The 2,669-nt window shown below is 43.5% G+C and carries 3 protein-coding genes; 2 read left to right on the forward strand and 1 reads right to left on the reverse strand.

Annotation, left to right across the window (positions count from 1 at the left end; genetic code table 11):
* Positions 1-43 precede the first annotated feature (43 nt).
* The gene (locus BCT81_RS05610) at positions 44-979 is read right to left on the reverse strand and encodes a LysR family transcriptional regulator (protein WP_102423469.1); all 936 of its coding nucleotides are present in this window, start codon (positions 977-979) and stop codon (positions 44-46) included.
* 779 nt (positions 980-1,758) lie between these two features.
* Here BCT81_RS05610 and BCT81_RS05615 point away from each other — a divergent pair.
* Together BCT81_RS05615 and BCT81_RS05620 are read left to right on the forward strand one after the other, a co-directional pair.
* Positions 1,759-2,292, forward strand: coding sequence for a magnesium transporter (locus BCT81_RS05615; protein ID WP_102423470.1), 534 nt, complete (start codon positions 1,759-1,761; stop codon positions 2,290-2,292).
* Positions 2,292-2,669, forward strand: a 378-nt coding sequence (locus BCT81_RS05620) for a biotin/lipoyl-binding protein (protein WP_133152572.1), incomplete at its 3' end; no start/stop codon positions are given. The genes BCT81_RS05615 and BCT81_RS05620, both read left to right, overlap by 1 nt.

The following is a 2,669-nucleotide window of genomic DNA, read 5'->3' on the forward strand; positions in this document are numbered from 1 at the left end:
ATAAAGGGTTAATCTGAAGAAAATATCAAAGTTGCAAGTAACGCTAGTATGAAGCCTTCCAACTGTTCAACACCTTTGACATCTCTTCTACCGTATTAATAACCTGCTCTCGGAGCCACTTATGTGCGGGATCATTATTCTGTTTTTTTAGCCAGATCAGGTGATGAGGAATAGGCTGACAATCAAATGGGGGTTTGAAAATTTGTAAATCGAGGCGCTCTTTGAACTGAATCGCCATAGAAAGGGGGGCTACTGTAATGCAATCGGATTGACTGCACAGTAATAAATTGCTGAACAGAGAACTGCCATGGATCATGATCTTTCTCTGGGACAAATCCAGTGATGTGTAATGATTGAGGCTTCTCACTTGTCGGCGCGTTCGATCAAGCACGGCATGCTTCTCATTCAAGTACTGATCGAGAGTGAGCTCGCCTTTGATCCTAGGGTGACCGTTTCTGCAAATAATCACCACCTCACTCTCGTATAGCTTCTCACTCATCGTGCTTGGGTGTTCTGGCAGTACAATATCGATCATCGCATCAAACTTTTGCGTTAACAGATCTTCGTGCACTTGATCGTCCGAGTCCGCTTGATCATACACCTCTAACGATAGCCCTTGGTTTGGTAAGTCCAAGAACCGATTCAACAATAGCCATTGCAAGTGCTCTGGAATCGACACCGCGAACTTGCGCTCCGCTGTCATTTCATCAAACGTTGCCATGCCTTGGAAAACGCCGTTGAGTTCTTGTATCGGCGCTTTGATCTGCTCGTATAGGCTTTGTGAATAGGCTGTGGGGACTACTCCTCGCCCCTTGCGCACAAACAACTCTTGATCAACTTCCTTCTTTAACCGCGCCAAGGAGGTACTTATTGTCGATTGGTTAGTATTCAAGTGATCGGCGGCTTTGCTCAGACTGCCCTGCTCCATCACCGCAGAAAATACAGCTAACAAGTTAAAATTCGGAATGTCGTTGCTCATGATTCTTTACTCAATAGGCGATAGATTGAATCATATTATCGTAAAACCGATAGAATAAAACGGCTAATTATCGCTCATTTGTCCAAACCGAGAATAGAGCAACATGTGGTAAAGAGCAGAAATATAAGAACAACTCACTGTGACGAATAGCTGCCACATTCGTCAGACTGGGAATCCAACGCTATTCGTTGTGCCAGAATAGCTTAATCTACTCAAACCCCACCCTAGACTATTCGGAGTGTCCAATATTTTTTTCAGACTTATTGATACTTTTATAACCGATTCTATGATCCAGGCTAATTTAGTAGACATATTTTATAAGCCGAGTTTGAGCCCGTTCAAATAAATCCAATTACCGTTCTAATACCCCTTAAACCTATCGTAATTACGATAGTTCAATATCGCCATACTGGGTAGATAGCGCCCTTCACACTTCCTATTATTTCGCCAACAAATCAATTCTTAAGCGATATAGAAAACCTAAAAATGTGTAGATAACAGTGTTGCAAGCACCATGGACGACGGCGCAAAAAGCTACTGTAACAACCGAACTTCGCAATGGTTGACTCTAGTTTAAGAATGATTTCGCTCGGTGTTTTTAGCACTGTTTTCGCGAGAATGCGTTGTCTCTTTGGGCAAAGCGATTTTTAATTGTCATCTAATACTTTTGATTTCAGTCGGCGGTATCGCTCACTGGTATTCAACACCTCTTGCAGATGTCATCTAAAAGTCTTGTACCAAGACTGCACTTTCTCTCTCCTTATTATTTAGGTTGAGATATGAAAATTCTTAAAATTGTTCTGCAGAAAGTTTGGGCCGTCGTGATGGTTCTCGTCAAATTCTGCCTATTTATGGTCCTGATGTTTGCTGGTGCTTGGGCGCTTGCTCCTATGGGTACAATTCACTCCAAAGACATCGACCTTTCTCAGTTCAATAACCACCCGAACGAAATGATGATGAACTTCTTCCAAAGCGAGTACTTCTCCGGTTACTTGTTCTCCGTAACTCTCGCGGTTGTATTCGCTGCTATCTACGGTATGTGGCAAATCCATGAGCTCGGTGTGCACAAGGCGAAAGAGCACAAAAGTGCCCATGTACAGATTGTATTTGCACTCTCGCTTTGTGGCTTATTCATTAACAAGACGTTCTGGGTTATCGCTCTAGTCATTGCTCTCGCTAACTGGAAACACATCGGTCAATCGATCAGTGATGTCATTCGCCGTGGTATTCAACCGAAGCTTCAAAAGTCCGATAGTGAACAAGCAGAAGAAACTAAGTCTGAGCAGACAGCAACTGGAAAAGAGGCCGCATAATGAAAGAGATGATGATCCCATACATTCTGATTGTATGGTCCCTGTTTGCGACTGGCGCACTAAAGAAAACAATTAAGAACTACACTTGGGCCGCGATTGGTGGCGTGGTGATTCTAGGCCTATTGGCAATTGTTTCTCGTCTCTGGGCTCCGGTAGATATGACCAACTCATCAACGGTAAAAGCGCCGCATGCAGTAATGTCACCGATCTTCGGCCAGCAAATTGATGAAGTGTTCGTTGACCACAACCAATTGGTAAAGCAAGGCGACGTGATTTACACGCTTGTCGATATCGACTCAGCAGCAGACAAAGCGAAGATCGAATCTTCAATCGTTCAGAAAGAAGAACAGATCAAACAGATGACGCGTGATTTAGAG

It is taken from the genome of Vibrio sp. 10N.261.52.A1, assembly GCF_002876325.1.
GTDB classification, from domain to species: domain Bacteria; phylum Pseudomonadota; class Gammaproteobacteria; order Enterobacterales; family Vibrionaceae; genus Vibrio; species Vibrio chagasii.

Coding starts and splice junctions, on each gene's coding strand:
- BCT81_RS05610 (WP_102423469.1), bottom strand. CDS start 979: ATGAGCAACGACATTCCGAATTTTAACTTGTTAGCTGTATTTTCTGCG.
- BCT81_RS05615 (WP_102423470.1), top strand. CDS start 1,759: ATGAAAATTCTTAAAATTGTTCTGCAGAAAGTTTGGGCCGTCGTGATG.